Here is a 19214-nt window from a genome sequence, read left to right as displayed (position 1 = left end):
TCAGCCGGCGGCCATCGCGCGGCCGGCGGTCCGACCGCTGAACAGACAGCCGCCGAGGAAGGTCCCCTCGAGCGCGCGATAGCCGTGGATCCCTCCACCGCCGAAGCCGGCCGCCTCACCGGCGGCGTAGAGACCGGGCACCGGGTTCCCGTCGGGACCGAGGACCCGGCTCGCGAGGTCGGTCTCGAGCCCACCGAGGCTCTTGCGGGTCAGCACATGCAGCTTCACCGCGATGAGCGGTCCGGCCTTCGGATCGAGGAGCCGGTGCGGTGCGGCGACGCGGATGAGTTTGTCGCCCCGGTAGGAGCGGGCACCGCGGAGCGCCGTGATCTGCAGGTCCTTCGTGAACGGGTTGTCGATCTCGCGATCGCGGGCCTCCACCTCGGCGATGACGTTCGCCGCATCGATGGGCGTCTCCGGGCTCAGCTCCTGCATGCCGGCGACCAGCTCGGTGAGCGTGTCTGCGACGACGAAGTCAGCGCCGTGTTCCTTGAACGCCTCGACGGGGCCGGGCGCTCCCGGACCGATGCGCTTCGCGAGCAGCCCGAGGTCCTTCCCGGTGAGGTCGGGGTTCTGCTCGCTCCCCGACAGCGCGAACTCCTTCTCGATGATCCGCTGGGTCAGCACGAACCAGCTGTGGTCGTGGCCGGTGGCACGCAGGTGCGCGAGGGTACCGAGCGTGTCGAAGCCCGGGAAGAGCGGCACCGGGAGCCGCTTCCCGGTCGCGTCGAACCAGAGCGACGACGGCCCCGGCAGGATCCTGATGCCGTGCTGCGGCCAGATCGGATCCCAGTTGGTGATGCCTTCGACGTAGTGCCACATCCGGTCGCCGTTGATAAGATGCCCGCCCGCGCGCTCGCTGATCGCCAGCATGCGTCCGTCGACGTGCGCGGGGACACCGGAGAGCATGGTCGTCGGCGGCGTCCCGAGCCGGGCCGGCCACTGTTCGCGGACGAGGTCGTGGTTCCCTCCGATGCCACCGCTCGCGACGAGCACCGCGGGCGCCCTGCACGAGAACTCGCCGACGACCTCACGCGTGCTCGGAGCACCGCGCTCGGCATGCGACGGGGCGAGCACGGAGCCGCGCACGCCGACGACCGCGCCGTCCTCGGTGAGCAGCTCGTCCACGCGGTGCCGGAAATGCGCCGACACCGTGCCGTCCTCGACGCCGGCGCCCACCCGTCGGACGAAGGGCGCGACGACACCGGGTCCGGTGCCCCAGGTGATGTGGAAGCGGGGAACGGAGTTGCCGTGGCCGATGGCGCCGTAACCGCCCCGTTCCGCCCAGCCGACGACCGGGAAGAACCGCACGCCCTGGTCGTGGAGCCAGGCGCGCTTCTCGCCCGCGGCGAAATCGAGGTACGCCTCTGCCCAGCGCTTGGGCCAGTGGTCCTCGGGACGGTCGAACGCTGCTGCGCCGAACCAGTCCTGGGTCGCGAGCTCGAGTGAATCACGGACGCCGAGGTGGCGCTGCTCGGGGGAGTCGACCAGGAACAGGCCGCCGAACGACCAGTGCGCCTGGCCACCGAGGTTCGACTCCGGCTCCTGTTCGAGCAGGATGACCCGCTTGCCGGCATCGATGAGCTCTGCGGCGGCGACGAGCCCGGCCAGCCCGCTGCCGATCACGATCGCGTCGGCCTCGGTTCGATCGGCGGACGGATTGGGAGGGACGGCTGCTGGCATCTGTTGACTCCTTCGGCACGGACGTGCGTCCGATCCTACGACCGCGCGGCCGGAATCAGAGGAGACTGCGGCGCGGTGCCCCTGGATCCTCGTCGAAGGTGTTGACCATGGCGTGGGCTGCCCGCTCGAGGTAGTCCCAGAGCGTCGCCTCGTGCACCGGCGCGAGGTCGAGGCTGTCGACGGCGGCGCGCATGTGCAGCAGCCAGCGGTCGCGAGCGTCGGGGTTCACGTGGAAGGGCTGGTGCCGCAACCGGAGACGCGGATGGCCGCGTTTGGCACTGTAGGTGCCGGGCCCACCCCAGTACTGCTCGAGGAAGAGCATCAGCCGGTCGGCCGCCGGACCGAGGTCCTCTTCGGGGTACATCGGTTTCAGGACGGGGTCGCCGGCCACACCGCGGTAGAACTCGTCCACGAGGGCCTTGAAGGTGGCGTGTCCGCCGACCTGCTCGTAGAAGGACATGCCTGGTGCCTGGGAGTCGGTCACTGCTGCCCTCTCGGGGGTCGCTTGGTCTTCGGCGCCCGTGGCGGGACCACCGTGGTCGGGTGGGTGCGCGGGGGACGCGAACCGGTCACGCTTGCGGCACCCTCAAAACCCGAGAGGACGATGCTGTTGAGCGACGGCAGTTTGACGTCCATCTCGTCGACGGCCCGCTTCAACCGCATCCGCAGTTCGCGAGCCACATCGTCCTTGGCACTCGTGCGCGTCTTGATGACGAGGCGGATGACGAGGGCGTCGCCCGAGATCGACTCGAGACCCCACAGTTCGGGCTTCTCAAGGATGCGGGAGCGCCACTTGGAGTCGTGGGCGAGTTCGTTCGCCGTGTCGAGCATGCGCTCCTGGACGGCCTCGACGTCGGTGTCGTACGGGATCGCCAGGTCGATGATGACCCGCGACCAGCCCTGCGACATGTTGCCGACCCGCAGGATCTCGCCGTTGCGGACGAACCAGAGCGTGCCGTTGACGTCGCGTACCTGGGTGATCCGGATGCCGACGGTCTCGACGACGCCGGTGGCGGGCCCGAGGTCGACCACGTCGCCCACGCCCAGTTGGTCCTCGACCACCATGAACAGGCCGTTGAGGATGTCCTTGACGATGTTCTGCGCGCCGAAACCGAGACCGGCGCCGACCGCTGCCGTCAGCAGGGCGAAGGAGCCGATGATGCTCGAGTCGATGACGTTGACGACGAGGATGGCCGCGACGATGACGATGGTGACGTTGACGATGTTGCTGAGCACGGTACCGAGGGTCCGTGTGCGTTGGACGAGTCGGACGGCGGCCAGCGGCGAGGCGAGCAGCGATTGCGTGTCGGTGACATCGGCGCTCTTCTTGACGCCACTCACGATGCGGCCGACGACGCGTCGGATGACGAATCGGAGCACCCATGCGGCGGCGAACGCCAGGCCGATCACGATCACCACGCCGATGATCTTCCACCCCGCCGTCCAGAGGAAGGCGGTCACGTCAGGCCAGATCTCATCCCAGTTCATATGGGCCCCAGTGTATCGAGCGACCCGGAGTGAACCGTGTGAGCCGCCCGAGTGCGAGCCGGACGGTGCCTGCGTGGACGGTCATGGACGCACGAGTCCGTGCTTGTAGGCGAAGATGACGGCCTGCACGCGGTCGCGCAGCTGCAGCTTCATGAGCACGCGACCGACGTGTGTCTTCACCGTCGACTCGGAGAGGACGAAGTGGGCGGCGATCTCCGCGTTGCTCAGCCCCTCCGCCATGGCGACGAGGATGTCGTGCTCCCGCGGTGTCAGCTCGGCGAGTTCTGCGGCCGAGCCGTCCTCGGCGGCCGCGGGCGTGCCGGGGAGGGCCGTCGCGAAGAGTTCGAGCATCCGCTTCGTGATGCGGGTCGAGACGGCGGCGTCGCCGGCGTGGACCGCACGGATCGCGGACGTCAGCTCGTTCGGCAGGGCGTCCTTCAGCAGGAAGCCGCTCGCGCCGGCCCGCAGCGCTCCGAAGGCGTACTCGTCGAGGTCGAAGGTCGTCAGGATGATGATGCGACTGTCCGGGTTCGCGGCGACGATCCTCCTGGTCGCCTCGATCCCGTCGAGTCCCGGCATCCGGACGTCCATGAGTATCACGTCCGGCCGCAGGGTGGCGGCGAGGAGGATCGCCTCGGCGCCGTTCGAAGCCTCACCGACCACGTCCAGATCGTCCTCCGCGCCGAGCACGAGACCGAATCCGAGCCGGATGAGCTGTTGGTCGTCGACGAGCAGGATGCGGACGGGATCGGTCATGGTGTGGTTCCTCGTGGTTCGGTGGTCGGCGGAGCCGTTCTCGTCGGACGTGGTTCCAGTGGCAGGACGGCATGGACGCGCCACAGTCGATCGCCGACGGCTCCGGCGGTGACCTGACCCCCTTGGAACGCGACGCGTTCGCGGAGGCCCAGCAAGCCCTGGCCGGCGCCGAGCGACGGCGCGTCCGGAATGGACCCGTCGTTCTCGACGATGAGCTCGAGGTGCTCGTCGTCGGTGGTGATGACGACGTCGACGCGCTTCGGCCGCTCCGAGTACCGCAGCGCGTTCGTGAGGGCCTCCTGCGTGATGCGGTGCACGGCGAGCAGGATCGACGGGTCGTCCGTCGACGGTCCGGAGGCGGTGAGGGCGACCGGCAGACCGAGTCCGCGGAAGGTCTCGACGAGCGCGGGGATCGACGCGGCGTCGGGTTGCGGAGCGAGGGGCGCGCTGCCCGTCTCACGGAGGACCCCCAGCATGCGTCGCATGTCGACGAGGGAGCTCCGGGCGGCGTCGGTGACAGCGGTCATGGCGGATCGGGACGCCGTCGGGTCCTTCGTCGCCAGGGCCCCCTCGCTCAGTGCGACGATGACGGTGAGACTGTGGGAGACGATGTCGTGCATCTCGCGGGCGATGCGGGTCCGCTCGGCGACGGCGGCGAGCTGGGCCTGCTGGTCGCGCTCGCGGGCCAGCTGCGCCGCCCGATCGACGAGGGCTTCGACGTACCGTTTGCGATTGCCGACGTTGATCCCGATCAGCAGCCCGAAGAGCGCGAAGAGGACGACCGAGATGATGGTCTGCTGCGGCTCTCCCGGTGCGTGTGGCGCGGCCCAGGGCAGGAAGGGTGCGAGGACGGCGACGATCGCGGCGGCGGCGAAGGCCTGCCAGCCCAGTGCGACGGTCCGGTACACGGCCACGGAGTACAGCAGGATCGGCACCGCGAACGCGTCGACGCCCACCGTCTGCGCGACCGAGACGAGCCCGACGACGATGACGAGCACGGCCATCGCGAGCGGACGCCGTCGCCTGAGCAGGACGGCGAGCGTCGTGACGCCCACGATCGCGACGGCGAGGGCGATGCGACCGGGCTGGGCCGCCAGGTCGACGTCGAACCACTCGACGGTGCTGACCGAGAGCGCGACGAGCAGGTACCCGGCGGCGATGAGCGAGTCGGCGGTCCACGGATGCCTCGACCACCAGCGTCGGACGACCCCGGGCGGGCGCGGGAGCATCAGCGCGGCCTCCGTCGCGGCCCGGTCCGGGGCGGAGGAGGGCTTCCGAGCGGTCACGACGAGGACGACCCTGAGGGTCGGTCGTCGTTCACTGGTCGGCGCATCCCTCCAGGATACGGAGAACCCCTCCACAGCGGGTCGTGCCGTGGAGGGGTTCTCGCCAGAGGATCCTGGTACCGGAGTGCTATCCGGCCGAGTGGATCATGCGGCGTCCCGTGCCTGTGCCGCGAGTGCCCGCTCGACCCCGGCGAGGGCTTCGACGAGCATGCGTCGGAGTGCCGGGACATCGGCATTGGCGTCCAACCACGCGCGGGTGCGGTCGCGGAGCTCGGTGGAGGCGAGCGCCGCCGGGTAGAGCCCCTCGACGATGTACTCGGCGATCTTGTAGCTGCGCGACTCCCAGACCGAGGTGAGCGCGGCGAAGTACGGCTCGACGAGCGGCTGCAGGACGGCCGGGTCGATGACATGCCCGAACCCGAGACCGACGTTCCGGACGATCGCGTTCGGCTGGTCGTCGTGCTCGACGACCGAGTCGAACGCTGCACGCTTGCCCTCGACGGTGGGGATCGTCGCCCGTGCGCGAGCGGCCGCCTGCGCACCGTTCGCCGTGTTGTCCTCGGCGAGCGCCGCATCGATGTCCGAACCGTCCGCGAGACCGAGGAGGACCAGGCCCTCGAGGAGCTCCCAGCGGAGGTCCGTGTCGATCTCCAGGCCCGGGAGTGCCGCGGAGCCGTCGCGCAGCGCACGCAGGTGCTCGCCGTGCTCGGGGGTCGAGGCGAGGGCGGCGAAGAACTTCACGAACTGGAACTGCGCGTCCGAGCCGGCCTCAGCCTCCTGGGCGAGCGTCCAGAGCGCGTCGCCGACCCGGGAGACGGTCGCCAGGCGGCGTTCCGGAGCGACGTAGTTGCGCGCGGCCAGACCGAGCTGGCCGAGCGTCGTGCGCAGGGTCGTCGACTCTGTCTCCGTGGCGATGTTCCCGAGGACGAGCTCCACGTAGTTGGAGGCGCTCGACTCGGCGTCGCGGGTCGCGTCCCAGGCGGCGCCCCAGACCAGCGAGCGTGCGAGCGGGTCCTCGATCGAGGCGAGGTGGCCGATCGCCGTCGCGAGCGACCGCTCGTCGAGGCGGATCTTCGCGTAGGCGAGGTCGTCGTCGTTCAGCAGCACCAGGTCGGGCTGCGTCTCACCGAGGAGCTCCGGCACCTCGGTGAGCGCCCCGTCGACGTCGAGTTCGACGCGTCGGGTGCGGACGAGCTTGCCGTCCTGCAGCCGGTACAGGCCGATGGCGAGGCGGTGCGGACGCAGCGTGTCGTAGTCCGCGGGGACCGTCTGACGGACGGCGAACGCGGTGAACGCGCCGTCGGCGTCGACGGTGAACTCCGGGCTCAACGTCCCGACCCCGGCGGTCTCGAGCCACAGCTTCGACCACTCGCGGAGGTCACGGCCGCTCGTCGCCTCGAGCTCGACGAGCAGGTCGTCGAGCACCGTGTTGCCGAACTCGTGCTTGCGGAAGTAGTTGCCCACGCCGGCGAAGAACGCCTCGATGCCCACCCAGGCGGCGAGCTGCTTCAGGACGGAGCCGCCCTTGGCGTAGGTGATGCCGTCGAAGTTGACCTGGACGTCCTCGAGGTCGTTGATGGTCGCGACGATGGGGTGCGTCGACGGCAGCTGGTCCTGGCGGTAGGCCCAGGTCTTCTCCATCGCGTTGAACGTCGTCCACGCCTCGGTCCACTCGGTGGCCTCTGCGGTGGCGATCGTCGAAGCCCATTCGGCGAACGACTCGTTCAACCACAGGTCGTTCCACCACTTCATGGTGACGAGGTCGCCGAACCACATGTGGGCGAGCTCGTGCAGGATCGTGACGACCCGGCGCTCCTTGATCGCGTCGGTCACCTTCGAGCGGAACACGTAGGTCTCGGTGAAGGTCACCGCGCCGGCGTTCTCCATCGCGCCCGCGTTGAACTCGGGGACGAAGAGCTGGTCGTACTTCTCGAACGGGTAGGGGTACGCGAACTTCTCCTCGTAGTACGCGAAGCCCTGACGCGTCTTCTCGAAGATGTAGTCGGCGTCGAGGTACTCCGCCAGGCTCTTCCGCGCGAAGACACCCAGCGGGATGGTCCGGCCGTCGCTCGAGGTGAGCTCGCTGCGCACCACGTCGTACGGGCCGGCCACGATCGCGGTGATGTAGGAGGAGATGCGCTGCGTGGGTGCGAAGCTCCAGGTCGCCGCGCCGTCGTGCGCCGGTGCCGGCTCGGGCGTGGGCGAGTTGCTGACGACCTGCCAGGCCGCGGGCGCCGTGATCGTGAAGGTGAACGTCGCCTTCAGATCGGGCTGCTCGAACACCGCGAACACCCGACGGGAGTCCGGCACCTCGAACTGGCTGTACAGGTACACCTCGCCGTCGACGGGGTCGACGAATCGGTGGAGGCCCTCACCGGTGTTGGTGTACTCGGCGTCCGCGTCGACGACGAGCACGTTCTCCGCAGCGAGGCCGTCGAGCTGGATGCGCACGCCGTCGGAGACGGTCGACGGGTCGAGCTCGACGCCGTTCAGCGTGACGGAGTGGACGGTGCGCGTCATGGCGTCGATGAAGGTCGAAGCGCCCGGTTCACCGGTGAAGCGGACCGTCGTGGTGCTGCGGAACACCTCGGGACCGGTCGTGAGGTCGAGCACGACCTCGTAGCTCGACGTGTCGACGAGCGCCCTGCGCTCCTGGGCTTCGACTCGGGTGAGGTTCTCTCCTGGCACAACTGCTCCCTGGTGTTGATGGACACGTGACGTGTGAACTGCACGTGGTCGCTCGTGACGACCGCGGCACGATCAACCAGCCTAGACCCGCCGTCCATCGGTTTCGGGGGAGTCGACGGGGATCGGCGCGTAGGGTGACGGCATGACGACTTCCGCTGCAGACAACACCCGCGTCGACTTCTGGTTCGACCCCTCTTGCCCGTGGGCCTGGATGACCTCGCGCTGGGTCGACGAGGTCACCGAAGCCCGGAACCTCGACGTCCACTGGCACATCATGAGCCTCGCCGTCCTCAACGAGGACCAGGACGTCAGCGACGACTACCGGGCCTTCTTCCCCCGGGCGCTCCGATACACGCGGCTCGTCGCCGCTGCGGCAGCCGAACACGGACACGCGGTCGTCAAGCCGCTCTACGACGCGCTCGGGACGCGGATCCACCCCGGCGGACGCGCGGAGGACGTCGACGCCGTGATCGCCGAAGCCCTCGCCGAGACCGGGCTCCCGGCGGCGCTCGCCGAAGCGTCGACGACGGACGCCTACGACGGGCCCATGCGCGAGAGCCACTTCGACGGCATCGGACGGGTCGGCCAGGACGTCGGCACCCCCGTCATCGCGATCGACGACGTGGCGTTCTTCGGACCCGTCATCTCGCCGGCGCCGAAGGGCGAGCAGGCGCTCGCGCTGTGGGACGGTGTCGTCGCCGCTGCCGCCTACCCGGGCTTCTTCGAGCTGAAGCGCAGCCGCACGGCGGACCCGATCTTCGACTGACGCGACGCCGGCGCCCGGAACCCTAGACTTTCCACATGCGCATCCACATCGCCACCGATCACGCCGGTCTCGAGCTCAGTCAGTTCCTGCAGGACCACCTGCGCGCAGCCGGTCACGACGTCGTCGACCACGGCCCGGCCGAGTACGACGCGTTGGACGACTACCCGGCGTTCTGCATCAACGCGGCGAAGGGCGTCGTGCGCGACCAGCAGGCCGGTGTTGACGCCCTCGGCGTGGTGTTCGGCGGCTCGGGCAACGGCGAGCAGATCGCCGCGAACAAGGTCGTCGGTGTCCGCGCGGCGCTCGTCTGGAACCTCAGCACGGCGCAGCTGGCTCGGCAGCACAACGACGCCAACGTCATCTCGATCGGTGCGCGTCAGCACAGCACCGACGAGGCGGTGTCCTTCATCGACGCGTTCATCGCCGAGCCGTTCAGCCTCGAGGAACGTCACGCCCGTCGGATCGCCCAGCTCGCCGAGTTCGAGGCGACCGGCACCATCGCCGGCAAGCACGTCGACGCCTGACGCGTCCTCCACCGCCACCGCGCGGCGCGCCGGATCGCGCCCCCACCGAGTGAGGAGTCACCATGCCCGAGGGGCACTCCGTCCATCGCATCGCCCGACAGTTCGCTCAGAACTTCGTCGGACACCGGGTCGCCGTGTCGTCTCCCCAGGGGCGCTTCGCCGAGGGTGCCGCCGTGCTCGACGGCCGGACGGTCACCGACGCCAAGGCCGTGGGCAAGCAGATGTTCCTCGAGTTCGACGACGGACTGTGGTTGCGGGTGCACCTCGGTCTGTACGGCGCGTGGGACTTCGCCGGTGAGATCCGGTCGGACCCGACCATCGCCGCCTCGAACGGCCGCATGGGGCAGACGAACCAGCGCGGCACGGTGCTCGACGACGACGATGCGCCGATCCACGATGCGGACGGGGAGAACTCCCTGCACAGCATCGGTGCACCGCGCCGGGCCAGGGTCCGGATGTCCGAGCAGTCGAGTCCACTCGCCGAGATCGACGAGCGGTTCCCACCCGAACCGGTGGGTCAGGTGCGCGTGCGGCTGTTGACCGAGGCGACCGTGGCGGACCTCCGCGGGCCGACCGCCTGCGAGGTGATCGACGCCGCCGGGGTGCAGGCCGTCATCGATCGGCTCGGACCGGATCCACTGCTCGACCCGAGCGCGGAGGCGGGGGAGCGGTTCGTGTCGCGTGCGCACCGCAAGGGTTCCCCGATCGGTCTGCTCCTCATGGATCAGCAGATCATCAGCGGGATCGGCAACGTCTACCGCGCCGAACTGCTGTTCCGCGCCCGTCTCGATCCGCACCGCACCGGGAAGACGGTCCCCGTCGAGACGCTTCGCGAGATCTGGCTCGACTGGACGCGGTTGCTCGCGATCGGGGTCGAGACCGGACAGATGATGACGATGGACGACCTGTCGGCGGCCGACTACCGCCTCGCGATGGCCAACCGCGCTGATCGCCACTGGGTCTACAAGCGGGAGGGACTGCCGTGCCGGGTCTGCGGGACGAACATCCTCCTCGAGGAGATGGGCGCCCGCAAGCTGTACTGGTGCCCGAACTGTCAGCGCTGAACCGAACCCGCCTGCCGAACCGACGAGGACCGATGTGATGACCGAGCACCGCCCTGGATCCGTCGGCGACCTCGTCACGACGATCGCCGACGTCCACTTGTCCGGACCGCGCCGCGGAGGCTCGTCCGATGCCGAACGGGTCGACGTCCTGCTGGAGGGCGGCTCGATCGTGGCGATCCGACCCGCCGATCCCGAGGTCCTGCTCAGCTCCGACCCCGGGGTGTTCGACGGTGGTGGTGGCTTCCTCCTGCCGGGGCTCTGGGACCACCACGTGCACTTCACCCAGTGGGCGCGCACGGCCAGGCGCGTCGACCTGTCCTCGGCCGCATCCGCCGCCGAGGCGGTCGAGTTGGTCGCTGAGCGGATCGCTCAGGAGGCCGATGGTGACGGCTGGGTCGAGGGCGCGAGGTTCCGGGACGCCCTCTGGCCGGACACGCCGACGTTCGCACTGCTCGACGCGATCGCCCCGGACCGCGAGGTCGTGCTGGTCAGTGCCGACTTGCACTGCTGCTGGCTGAACAGCGCGGCGCTCCGGGCCACGGGCTTCGCCGACCACCCCACCGGCCTGTTGCGGGAGGAGGAGTCGTTCGCCGTCCTCAAACAGCTCGACCAGGTCGCCGACGAGCTCTCCGACCGCTGGGTCGACGCCGCAGCCGATCAGGCGGCATCCCGCGGCGTCGTCGGTGTCGTCGACCTGGAGATGCGCTGGAACGCCGCGGACTGGATCCGTCGGGTCGGGAACGGGACTCGCGCGCTCCGCATCTCCTTCGGTGTGTACGCCGAGCACCTCGAGCGCGCGATCGACGCCGGGCTCGTGACCGGGGGAGTGCTCGCCGGAACGGACGGCCTGGTGCAGGTCGGGCCGTTCAAGGTCATCACCGACGGATCCCTCAACACCCGGACGGCCTGCTGCGACGCGCCCTATCCGGGTTCGGCCCCCGGAACCGACGCGCACGGGATGCTCAACGTCCCGCCGGAGCGACTCACCGCATTGCTCACCCTGGCGACCGCCAACGGCCTCCACTGCGCGGTGCACGCCATCGGCGATCGAGCCAACACCCTCGCGCTCGACGCGATCGAGACGACCGGCGCGAGGGGCACGATCGAGCACGCGCAGCTGCTCCGGGCCTCGGACCTGGAGCGGTTCGCGCGGACCGGGACGGCTGCGAGCGTCCAGCCGGAACACGCGATGGACGATCGGGACATCGCCGAGGTCCACTGGGCCGGTCGCACCGACCGTGCCTTCGTGCTCCGCAGCCTCCTCGACGCCGGCGCCACGCTCCGACTCGGTTCCGACGCCCCGGTCGCTCCGCTCGACCCGTGGGTCTCCATCGCCGCCGCCGTGACGCGCAGCCGCGATGGACGCGAGGCCTGGCACGGGGAGCAGGCCATCACGGTCGAGGAGGCACTGGCGGCGTCGACCAGAGGAGACGATGATGTGGTGGCCGTCGGCCGCCCCGCCGACCTCGTCATCGTGGGGTTCGACCCGTTCTCCTGCGCACCGGAGGCCCTGCGCACCATGCCGGTCCGTGCGACGATGCTGGGTGGGCGGCTGACGGCGACTCCATCCGTCCACCCGGCCGGGGGATAACCCCCGATCGGAACGGGGCGTCCACCGGATGCCGTTCGTGGGCGGAGCCGAACAGACTGAGGTGAGCCCGGTGTGAGAGCCGGGACCGCTCCGTCGAAAGGACCTCCTTCATGACCACCGCCATCGGCCGGCAGCTCGACGCGTCGGCGAAGCCTGATCCCTCCACCCGAGGCGCATGGCGATACGGTCGGCTCTGGCTGGACGTCCCCGGATCGCTCCTGTTCCTGTTGCCCAACCTGCCGATCGTCATCGCCGGCGGCGTCGTGGCCGTGGTGATTCTCTCCCTCGGCTTCGGGCTCGCGATCCTGGGGGTCGGTCTCCTGATCGTCGTCGGAGCCCTCTGGGTCTCGCGGGCGTTCGTGGAGCTCGAGGTCGCGCGTCTCCGCACGACGGGGCTCCCGCCGATCCGACGAGGAGCCTGGCGGTCGTCCATCGGGACCGAGACGACACTGGGTGCCGTGCTCGCGCCACTCGCCGGACCGCGTTGGTGGCTGGCGGCCCTGCACACGGTCCTCGTGAACCCGATCGTCGGGGGCATCACCTGGGGACTGACCATCACCTGGACCGTGGGTGCCGTCGCCGGCACGACCTACTGGATCTGGGCGGACAGGCTCTCGGCTGGTTCCTCCTCGGGCTTCGCGGAGCTGCTGGCTCCCACGCTGGACCCGTCGGACGCGTTGCTCGCCGACAAGCTCTGGAATCTCGCGCTCGGTGTCGTGTTCCTCGTGACGCTCCCGCTGGTCCTCCGGGTGCTGGTGCTGCTCCACCATGCCATCGCCTCCGGGCTGTTCGGTGCGCGGCCACAGGAGGAACTGCGAGCCGAGCTCTTGGCGGAGCGGCGTGCACGCGGTGCCGCCGTCTCGGCTGAGGCGGGCGCGGTTCGGCGGCTCGAACGGGACATCCACGATGGTCCGCAGCAGCGACTCGTCCGGCTGCAGATGGATCTCGCGGCCGCCGAACGACGCCTCGACACGGACCCCGCTTCCGCACGCTCCCTCCTGGGTGAGGCGCGCGCCCAGGCCGCCGAGACGCTCGACGAACTCCGCGCGCTCTCGAAGGGCCTGATGCCGCCACTGCTGCAGGACCGCGGTCTCGTCGCGGCACTCGACGACCTCGCCGCGCGGTGTCCGGTGCCGACCAGGACGGAGCTGGCGGTCGTCTCATCGGTGGCGCTGCCTCGTGAGACGGAACGTGGGGTCTACTTCATCGTCGCCGAACTCCTGACCAACGTCTCGAAGCATGCGGATGCGCGGCGCGCCGGCGTCGCGGCCCACGTGACGGTGGACCAGCAGCTGGGTTCGCGGCTCACCCTCCGCGTGACGGATGACGGTCGGGGCGGCGCGCACCTGGAACCGGGCCACGGTCTCGAAGGCCTGACCGAACGGGCGCAGGGCCTCGGCGGAAGACTGGTGATCGAGCCGGCCCCGGTGTGGGACGGCGTCGTACGCGGCAGCGCCGTGTCGATCTCGCTCCCCGTAGGCTGAACGCGTGATCAGCCCTGACCGTGCCGGTGGTGGACCGCTCCGCATCGTGATCGCCGAGGATTCGACACTCCTCCGCGAGGGCTTGATGCGGCTGTTCGACGAGGCCGGTTTCATCACGGTCGCCGCGTACGCCGATGCGGAAGCGCTCCAGCGCGGGCTCGCGGCGGACCGACCGGACCTCATCGTCATGGACGTCCGCATGCCGCCCACGTTCCAGGACGAAGGGGTCCGCGCAGCGATAGCGCTGCGTGCCGAGCATCCCGACCTCCCCGTCCTGCTGCTCAGCCAGTACGTCGAGACCGTCTACGCCCGGGAGCTGCTCGCGGACGGCGGGCGTGGGATCGGCTACCTGCTCAAGGACCGGGTCGCCTCGTTGGAGGAGGTGCAGGACGCGATCCACCGGTTGGTGGAGGGAGGGACCGTCCTCGACCCCGACGTGGTCCGCACCCTGTTCGCAGCACAGCGCGACCCGTTGGCCGGCCTGACCCCACGTGAGACGGAGGTGCTCTCCGCCATGGCGGAGGGGCGCACGAACACGGCGATCGCCGAACGCCTGCGGGTCGGTGTCGGTGCGGTCGAGAAGCACATCTCGGCCATCTTCCAGAAGCTCGGTCTCGAGGACTCCGGGAGTGACCACCGACGCGTCCTCGCGGTCCTCGCCCTGCTCCAGCGGAACGGTTGACACGCGCTACGAAGGGGCAGTCACGGATGACTGCCCCTTCGTGGGTGATGCTGGCGGGTCGCCCCGCCGGGGTGCTACCGGCTGAGGTGGGCGAAGAGGAACCAGCGGTCCTTGTCGAGGCCGCGGGCGATCTCGATCGCGATGTCCTGGCTGGTCTGGTCGAGCTCGTCGAGCTCGTCGACCGCGGTGTTGACCGAGGCGGACGCTGCGTCGATGAGGGCGATGACCTCGGCGATGGTGCGGTCGGACTGCTGGAAGCCCTCGCTCAGCTCGGGCGTGCTGGTCTTCGCGGCGACGGTGCTGAGGCGTGCGTCGACCGGGAGGCCGAGGGCGACGATGCGCTCCGCGGCGAGGTCGGCCCACTCCTGCGCGTGGTCGACGATGTCGTCGAGCAGTTCGTGGACCCCGATGAAGTTCGCACCACGCACGTGCCAGTGGGCCTGCTTGCCGTTGACGACGATGGCGGTGAGGTCGACGACGACGGGGCTGAGGAACTGCGCGGTGCCTGCTGCGACGTCCGGGTTGGCGACGGCCTGCGGAATGGAGGTGGTGATGTCGGTCATGGTGTTTCCCCTTCGTTGACGAGTGAGGCCCTGGTCGGACGGATTCGTCGGTCTGCTTGAATGCAACGGTACTCAGCCGCAGACATTCCGCAAGGAAGTCGAGGCTCGGCTTACGAAGGGTGCACTCAGCAAGGAAAGCCTGACCGTACCGGCGATTCACCCCGGAACGACGCGGGTTCCCGTCCGTCGGGGCCGCCTGCGATAGCGTGGCCGGTATGACGCTGCACGGTACGGTCAGGAAACTCTCAGACGGACGCTCGCCCCGCATCGATCCGAGCGCCTACACGGCGCCGGGATCCGTGCTGGTGGGAGCCGTCACGCTCGCCGCGGATTCGAGCGTCTGGTACAACGCCGTCCTGCGTGCGGACTCCGACTCGATCACGCTCGGCGCCGGGTCCAACATCCAGGACGGGGTCGCCGTGCACACGGACAGCGGCCACCCGACGGTCATCGGGCGCAACGTCTCCGTCGGACACAACGCGGTCGTCCACGGCTGCACCGTCGAGGACGACTGCCTCATCGGTATGGGTTCCGTGGTCCTGAGCGGAGCCGTGATCGGTGCCGGGTCGCTCGTCGCCGGGGGAGCCGTGGTCCTCGAGGGCATGATCGTGCCGCCCGGTTCGCTCGTCGCGGGGGTCCCGGCCAAGGTGCGGCGAGAGTTGACGGCCGACGAGCAGGAGGCGATCCGGCAGAACGCCGCGCACTACGTCGCGCTCAGAGCGGTCCACTCCGCAGCGGTCGACGAGGATTAGCGGCGGCGTGCGTCGCGCTTCTTGAGGCGACGCTGCGCGGCGAGCGAGCCGGACAGGCAGACGACGCAGCCGATCATGCAGATGAGGCCGACGCCGAGTCGTCCGGTCGCGAGCGCGTACACCCCGACGAAGAAGACGAGCGCGCCGGCCACCGTCCAGATGTGGGGCCAGATCGCGTCGAGTCGCATGCGCTCAGCCTAGGCCGTCGCGCATCCCGTGCTCCGTCCTCCCCGCGCTTCGACCCCTCGAACGGCACACGAGCGACCTCCCCGCTCCGGTGGTCTCCCTCCCGACCCCGATGACCACCTCCGGTTCCTTGGGGGACCTCCTCCGGTCCCTGAGCCTGTCGAAGGGCATGCGGAGAACCTCACGAATCCGGCGCTCCTCTTCCCGGTCCCTGAGCTTGTCGAAGGGCACGCGGAGAACCGGCGCTCCTCTTCCCGGTCCCTGAGCTTGTCGAAGGGCACACGAGCAACTTCCACAGTCACCCTCACTCGGCATCTGGAATGTCAGTGGTTCATGGTGGACTTGTCCCATGACCGAGACCACCCTCACCGCGACCCGCGTCGGCGACGAGTACGCCGCGCAGCTCGCGGAGTTCTCGGAGGAGTGGGCGGACCTCCACCGTCAGCAGGCCGTCTTGGACGCACGAAAGGCGCGCCTCCTGGCCCGTTCCGCCGCCTATGCTGACGCGTTTGCCGACGCCACGGTCCCTGCGGTCTTCCCGCCGGCCGAACGCAAGGCTCTGTCTCGTCGGTCGACGTGTGCGGCCCTCGCGATGGCGACCCGGATCCCGGAGCGGACGGTCCAGTGTGCGACCAACGACGCCGAACGGCTCGTCAACGAAGCGCCGGCCGTGCTGGCGTCGCTCGAGGCAGGCCGCATCTCGGCGAGGCATGCGCAGGTGATCACCGACCAGCTCTGCGACGTCCCTGCCGCCGGGCGGGCGGTGTTCCTCGACAAGGTCCTGCTTGAAGCGGAGCGCATGACCGCTGCGGGTCTCAAGAGCCGTGCCCGTGTGCTCCGCGAGCGCCTCCACCCGGAATCGATCACGGCACGAGCCGTCCGCTCCGAGGCCGACCGCCGGGTTGAGTTCGACCCGGCAGCCGACGGCATGGCTTGGGTGCACCTCTTCACCACGGCACCCATCGCGCAAGGCGTCCTCGAGCGCGTCGAAGCCGCCGCAGCGGAGTCACGCTCAGCCGGCGACACCCGCACCTGCGCACAACTGCAGGCGGACGCCCTCGCGGCCGTCGCCCTGACCGGCGTCACGCCCGAGGACGTCATGTCGAGCCCGGTGCTCCCGCACCCGATCGAGGTCCAGGAACACATCACACCGATCGTGCAGATCTCCGTCCCGGCGCTCAGCATGGCCGGTGTCTCCGACACCCCGGCAACCCTCGATGGGTACGGTCCCATCGACCCGGAGACCGCGGCACGGATCGCGGTGAACGCACCAAGCTTCACCCGGATCCTCGTCCAGGCAGAAACGAGTGCGGTCCTCTCCGTCTGCCGGAACCGGTACCGCGTTCCGGCAGATCTCCAACGCGCGGTCCGGCTGCGGGACGGCACCTGTCGGGCACCCGGTTGCGGGAGGCGGGCCCGGGCTTGCGACCTCGATCATTCGATCGCGTGGGAGGACGGCGGGACGACGGATGTCGGGAATCTCGCCTGTCTCTGTCGACATCACCATCGGATGAAGCACCTCCCTGGGTGGAACCTCGACCACGGACCGGGCGGAGTCCTCGAGTGGACGACGCCCGACGGAAAGCACCACCGCACAGAACCGGACCCTGCTCCGTTCTGACCTCGGAACGACAAGGCGTCCTCGTGGGCACTTCGACAGGCTCAGCGACCGGGAGAGGTTCGCTCGGGACGCTTCGCCCCCGGAGCCTGTCGAAGAGTGGACGAGCCTGTCGAAGGGTGTGATGTCAGGAAGGCCCTGTGCGATGACCGAACCGTCGCGCCTGCTTTCGCGCCGCCGCCTGGTTCTGATGTATTGAGAGGGGATGACGGGAATCGAACCCGCGTAATCAGTTTGGAAGACTGAGGCTCTACCATTGAGCTACATCCCCGAGGCGCCGCACTGCGACGAACTCACCCGGTAATGCTACTGCATCCCGAGGGCCCATCCGTGCAGCCACGTGTGCCGAGGCCGGTTCCGCCCCGGAAACCGCACAGGGGCCGCACAGATTCTGGGCTAGACTGACCGAGGCCATTTCGCCCACCGCTCGTCGGTCGGGCCGGCTGGCCGGATTGTCGCCGATCCGGGGCGTAGCTCAGCTTGGTAGAGCGCCCGGTTTGGGACCGGGAGGTCGCAGGTTCGAATCCTGTCGCCCCGACTCCGTTTTGCGTCCTCAACTGAGGCAGAATCCCCGACACAGGAGAAGTAATCACGTGAAGACCACGGTCGAGAAGCTGAGCCCCACTCGCGTCAAGCTCGCCATCGCGGTGACGCCCGAGGAGCTCAAGCCGAGCATCACCCACGCCTACGGACACATCGCCGAGGACATCAACGTCCCCGGCTTCCGTAAGGGCAAGGTGCCACCGGCGATCATCGACCAGCGCGTCGGCAAGGGCGCCGTGATCGAGCACGCCGTCAACGAGGGCCTCGACGGCTTCTTCCGCAAGGCACTCGAGGAGAACGAACTCCGTCCGCTCGGCCGCCCGCAGGCCGACATCGTCGAGTGGCCGAACGAGAAGGACTTCTCCGGCGACCTGCTCGTGAACATCGAGGTCGACGTCCGTCCCGAGATCACGCTTCCCGACTACGAGGGCCTCAAGCTCACCGTCGACGCCCAGGAAGCCGGCGAAGCCGACGTCCAGGACGAGCTCGACCGCATCCGCGCGCGCTTCGGCACGCTCGTGACCGTCGACCGCCCGGCCAAGACGGGCGACTTCGCCCAGCTCGACCTGGTCGCCAAGATCAACGACGCCGAGGTCGACCGCGCGAGCGGCGTCTCCTACGAGATCGGTTCGGGCGAGCTGCTCACCGGCATCGACGAGGCACTCGACTCCCTCACCGCCGGTGAGACCACCACCTTCACCTCGCCGCTGCTCGGTGGCGAGCACGAGGGCGAGGACGCCGAGGTCACCGTCACCCTGACCGCCGTCAAGGAGCGCGAGCTCCCCGAGGCCGACGACGACTTCGCTCAGATCGCGAGCGAGTTCGACACCATCGACGAGTTCAAGGCGCAGCTGCGTGAGGTCGTCGAGCGCCAGCAGGTCATCACCCAGGGCCGCGACGCACGCACCGCGCTCGTCGACGCCATGCTCGAGGCCGCGCAGATCCCCGTGCCCGAGAGCGTCATCGAGGACGAGGTGCACCGTCACCTCGAGGGCGAGAACCGCCTCGAGGACGACGAGCACCGCGCCGAGGTCACCGAGTCCAGCGAGAAGGCACTGCGCACGCAGCTCCTCCTCGACGCCCTCGCCGAGTCGCTCAACGTCCAGGTGAACCAGAACGAGCTCACCGAATACCTCATCCAGAGCGCGTCGCAGTACGGCATGGAACCCGGTGAATTCATCGAGGCACTCGGCCAGCAGGGTCAGATCCCAGCCATGGTCGGCGAGGTCGCCCGCAACAAGGCCATCGCCATCGCGCTCGGCAAGGCCGAGGTCGTCGACTCCAACGGCAAGCCCGTCGACCTGAGCGACTTCGTCGCCGTGGTCGAGGACGAGGACGCCGCCACCGAGACTGCAGCCGACGAGACGACCGAGGCTCCGGCCGAGGACGCCGCCGACGAGGCTCCGGTCGAGGCCGAGCCGAAGAAGGCCGCCGCCAAGAAGGCACCTGCGAAGAAGGCGCCCGCCAAGAAGGCACCGGCCAAGAAGGCCGCTGCCGACGAGGCCGCTGCCGAGTAGGACAGCAACCAGCAGTGACGACA

Annotated in this window: 17 protein-coding genes and 2 tRNA genes; 10 read left to right on the top strand and 9 right to left on the bottom strand. The window is 69.4% G+C overall.

Going from position 1 to position 19214, the window contains the following annotated elements:
* The 6 genes from BIU99_RS08990 to pepN form a co-directional block, all read right to left on the bottom strand.
* A complete protein-coding gene (locus tag BIU99_RS08990) occupies positions 1 to 1683 on the bottom strand; it encodes an FAD-binding dehydrogenase (RefSeq protein ID WP_064295141.1) in 1683 nt (560 codons plus the stop codon).
* A 55-nt stretch (positions 1684 to 1738) separates the two neighbouring features.
* Entirely contained in the window at positions 1739 to 2143 is a 405-nt protein-coding gene (locus BIU99_RS08985; RefSeq protein WP_071260856.1) for a globin, read from the bottom strand.
* Between the two features lie 20 nt (positions 2144 to 2163).
* The gene (locus BIU99_RS08980) at positions 2164 to 3171 is read right to left on the bottom strand and encodes a mechanosensitive ion channel family protein (RefSeq protein WP_071260855.1); all 1008 of its coding nucleotides are present in this window, start codon (positions 3169 to 3171) and stop codon (positions 2164 to 2166) included.
* Positions 3172 to 3252: 81 nt separating this feature from the next.
* Positions 3253 to 3927: a response regulator transcription factor gene (locus BIU99_RS08975; protein WP_064295144.1), complete on the bottom strand. Its 675-nt coding sequence runs from the start codon at positions 3925 to 3927 to the stop codon at positions 3253 to 3255.
* Positions 3924 to 5213 (bottom strand): sensor histidine kinase, encoded by a 1290-nt coding sequence (locus BIU99_RS08970; protein ID WP_139205390.1) that lies wholly within the window; start codon positions 5211 to 5213, stop codon positions 3924 to 3926. Before BIU99_RS08970 ends, BIU99_RS08975 begins: the two co-directional genes overlap by 4 nt.
* Before the next feature lie 144 nt (positions 5214 to 5357).
* Positions 5358 to 7901, bottom strand: coding sequence for an aminopeptidase N (pepN, locus tag BIU99_RS08965; RefSeq protein WP_071260854.1), 2544 nt, complete (start codon positions 7899 to 7901; stop codon positions 5358 to 5360).
* 142 nt (positions 7902 to 8043) lie between these two features.
* On the opposite strand from pepN, the gene BIU99_RS08960 reads away from it, so the two are divergent.
* From BIU99_RS08960 to BIU99_RS08935, 6 genes are all read left to right on the top strand, one after another.
* Positions 8044 to 8667 carry a DsbA family protein gene (locus BIU99_RS08960; protein ID WP_064295146.1) on the top strand — a complete coding sequence of 208 codons (624 nt, stop codon included), beginning with the start codon at positions 8044 to 8046 and terminating at the stop codon, positions 8665 to 8667.
* A 35-nt stretch (positions 8668 to 8702) separates the two neighbouring features.
* A complete protein-coding gene (locus BIU99_RS08955; protein ID WP_064295147.1) occupies positions 8703 to 9191 on the top strand; it encodes a ribose-5-phosphate isomerase in 489 nt (162 codons plus the stop codon).
* 62 nt (positions 9192 to 9253) lie between these two features.
* Complete coding sequence (locus tag BIU99_RS08950; protein ID WP_064295148.1) at positions 9254 to 10255, top strand: Fpg/Nei family DNA glycosylase; 1002 nt, start codon at positions 9254 to 9256, stop codon at positions 10253 to 10255.
* Between the two features lie 37 nt (positions 10256 to 10292).
* A complete protein-coding gene (locus BIU99_RS08945; RefSeq protein WP_083397268.1) occupies positions 10293 to 11846 on the top strand; it encodes an amidohydrolase in 1554 nt (517 codons plus the stop codon).
* A gap of 110 nt (positions 11847 to 11956) precedes the next feature.
* Positions 11957 to 13330: a sensor domain-containing protein gene (locus tag BIU99_RS08940; RefSeq protein WP_083397267.1), complete on the top strand. Its 1374-nt coding sequence runs from the start codon at positions 11957 to 11959 to the stop codon at positions 13328 to 13330.
* Positions 13331 to 13334: 4 nt separating this feature from the next.
* On the top strand, positions 13335 to 14012 hold the full coding sequence (locus BIU99_RS08935) for a response regulator transcription factor (protein WP_256374745.1): 678 nt from the start codon (positions 13335 to 13337) through the stop codon (positions 14010 to 14012).
* Between the two features lie 74 nt (positions 14013 to 14086).
* Here BIU99_RS08935 and BIU99_RS08930 read toward each other — a convergent pair whose 3' ends face one another.
* The gene (locus BIU99_RS08930; RefSeq protein WP_064295149.1) at positions 14087 to 14575 is read right to left on the bottom strand and encodes a Dps family protein; all 489 of its coding nucleotides are present in this window, start codon (positions 14573 to 14575) and stop codon (positions 14087 to 14089) included.
* Between the two features lie 215 nt (positions 14576 to 14790).
* Here BIU99_RS08930 and BIU99_RS08925 point away from each other — a divergent pair, with 215 nt between their 5' ends.
* Entirely contained in the window at positions 14791 to 15327 is a 537-nt protein-coding gene (locus BIU99_RS08925) for a gamma carbonic anhydrase family protein (RefSeq protein WP_071260853.1), read from the top strand.
* Here the strand turns inward: BIU99_RS08925 and BIU99_RS08920 are convergent.
* Positions 15324 to 15515, bottom strand: coding sequence for a hypothetical protein (locus BIU99_RS08920; RefSeq protein WP_064295151.1), 192 nt, complete (start codon positions 15513 to 15515; stop codon positions 15324 to 15326). The genes BIU99_RS08925 and BIU99_RS08920 overlap by 4 nt on opposite strands.
* A gap of 347 nt (positions 15516 to 15862) precedes the next feature.
* Here BIU99_RS08920 and BIU99_RS08910 point away from each other — a divergent pair, with 347 nt between their 5' ends.
* The gene (locus BIU99_RS08910) at positions 15863 to 17134 is read left to right on the top strand and encodes an HNH endonuclease signature motif containing protein (protein WP_071260851.1); all 1272 of its coding nucleotides are present in this window, start codon (positions 15863 to 15865) and stop codon (positions 17132 to 17134) included.
* Positions 17135 to 17331: 197 nt separating this feature from the next.
* Here the strand turns inward: BIU99_RS08910 and BIU99_RS08905 are convergent.
* Positions 17332 to 17402, bottom strand: a tRNA-Gly gene (locus tag BIU99_RS08905).
* A gap of 193 nt (positions 17403 to 17595) precedes the next feature.
* On the opposite strand from BIU99_RS08905, the gene BIU99_RS08900 reads away from it, so the two are divergent.
* Positions 17596 to 17669: transfer RNA gene (locus BIU99_RS08900), tRNA-Pro, on the top strand.
* Positions 17670 to 17724: 55 nt separating this feature from the next.
* Positions 17725 to 19191 carry a trigger factor gene (tig, locus tag BIU99_RS08895; RefSeq protein WP_071260850.1) on the top strand — a complete coding sequence of 489 codons (1467 nt, stop codon included), beginning with the start codon at positions 17725 to 17727 and terminating at the stop codon, positions 19189 to 19191.
* Positions 19192 to 19214: the final 23 nt, after the last annotated feature.

It is taken from the genome of Plantibacter sp. MMLR14_011 (assembly GCF_001865025.1).
GTDB classification, from domain to species: domain Bacteria; phylum Actinomycetota; class Actinomycetes; order Actinomycetales; family Microbacteriaceae; genus Plantibacter; species Plantibacter flavus_A.
Note: the sequence above shows the minus strand (reverse complement) of the source record. Positions and strands in the feature narration are given on the sequence as shown.